This is a genomic window from Dysgonomonas sp. 521 (genome assembly GCF_010501055.1).
In the GTDB taxonomy this organism is placed as follows: Bacteria; Bacteroidota; Bacteroidia; order Bacteroidales; family Dysgonomonadaceae; genus Dysgonomonas.
On record NZ_QVMO01000205.1, the window covers coordinates 1 to 1,706 of the forward strand.

A 1,706-nucleotide genomic window follows, 5' to 3' on the forward strand; every position below is an offset into this window, starting at 1 on the left:
GTTGCTTTCATCAGGCTCAATCTGTACGTAAAGATAGATTTGCAGTACTGGCTCGACAATCCATTCCTTGAACCTCCTGAACCAGCTCCCGAATATCGGCAGGGGGTCCTTTTTCCAGAATATAGCTGAACCATCGCCTGAACATATTTGCAAGCCGGCATTTGGAAATGCTATTTTTATTTAGGACAGTATTGATAGCAAATCTTTTTTATAGCTATTTTTAGATGGATTTTATCATTTTTGCTAGCAGAACCAACGGTCAGCGGAGCTAATTAGTGGGCTAAACCAAAAGTAAAAAGGCGAAAATACGCTAAAAAGAGCATAAAAAAAATGTTAAGAACTATTGACCAGAACCTGTAATAAAAATTTTCGCTAAAATTTAAACAGGCTCTTAATATTCGAATCTTCCAAACTCGCTGTCAATCAATAGTTCTGTTTTGTCCGATTTTTCTACAAAACCTACAACCTGCGCATCAATACCAAATGATCTGGATATATCTATTACCTGCTGCGCATATTCAGGCGAAAGGTATATCTCCATACGGTGTCCCATATTAAATACCTTATACATCTCCTTCCAATCGGTTCCTGATTGTTCCTGTATCAGTTTGAATAGAGGCGGTACATGGAACATGTTATTCTTGGTAATTTTTACCTTATCTACAAAATGCAGGACTTTTGTTTGCGCGCCACCTGAACAATGTACCATGCCATGTATGACAGGACGAAGTTTTTCAAGGATTTGTTTGATAACTGGCGCATAGGTGCGGGTAGGGGAGAGCACTAGCTTTCCGGCATCGATACCCAACTTGTCAATACTATCTGTCAGCTTCATCTTACCAGAATAAACCAGATTTGCTGGAATGGATGAATCATAACTTTCCGGATATTTCGAAGCCAGATAATTGGCAAAGACATCATGACGCGCGGATGTTAAGCCATTGCTGCCCATTCCTCCATTATATTCTTTCTCATAAGTAGCTTGTCCGTACGAAGAAAGTCCGACAATAACATCGCCGTCCTGTATCGTATCGTTTGAGATAACATCAGACCTTTTCATGCGGCATGTAACCGTACTGTCCACTATAATAGTACGTACCAGATCGCCCACATCGGCAGTTTCTCCTCCGGTAGGGTATATGTTGACTCCTAGCCGGGACAATTCTTCACAAAGATCATTCGTGCCTTGTATGATAGCCGATATTACCTCTCCGGGTATTAACATCTTATTCCGTCCAATGGTGGAAGACAAAAGGATATTGTCTGTTGCTCCCACACATAGCAGGTCATCTATATTCATAATGAGGGCATCCTGTGCAATACCTTTCCATACCGATAAATCGCCGGTTTCTTTCCAATACATATATGCAAGGGATGATTTCGTTCCGGCGCCATCGGCATGCATAATGTTGCAATATTCGGGATCGTTGCCCAATATATCAGGTATTATCTTGCAAAATGCTTTTGGAAATATGCCTTTGTCAATGTTTTTAATAGCATTGTGCACATCTTCTTTCGATGCGGAAACGCCTCGCTGATTGTATCTTTGATCACTCATTTTTATGAATATATTTTAAGATGCAAAGTTAATAAAATAGAGACAATATGGAAAATCGAGTAGGAGGAAAATGAAATAGTTTCCTCCTATTTCATTTTCCGACCTCTCACACCACCACGCATGCCGTTCGGCACGTGGCGGTTCCTTA

Annotated in this window: 1 protein-coding gene; it reads right to left on the reverse strand. The window is 40.6% G+C overall.

Going from position 1 to position 1,706, the window contains the following annotated elements:
* Nucleotides 1-391: 391 nt before the first annotated feature.
* Nucleotides 392-1,558, reverse strand: coding sequence for an AIR synthase related protein (locus tag D0T84_RS22125; RefSeq protein WP_163310081.1), 1,167 nt, complete (start codon nt 1,556-1,558; stop codon nt 392-394).
* Nucleotides 1,559-1,706: the final 148 nt, after the last annotated feature.

What these genes read in the sequence shown, in the direction of transcription:
- D0T84_RS22125 (WP_163310081.1), bottom strand. Translation starts at nt 1,558, where the DNA reads ATGAGTGATCAAAGATACAATCAGCGAGGCGTTTCCGCATCGAAAGAA.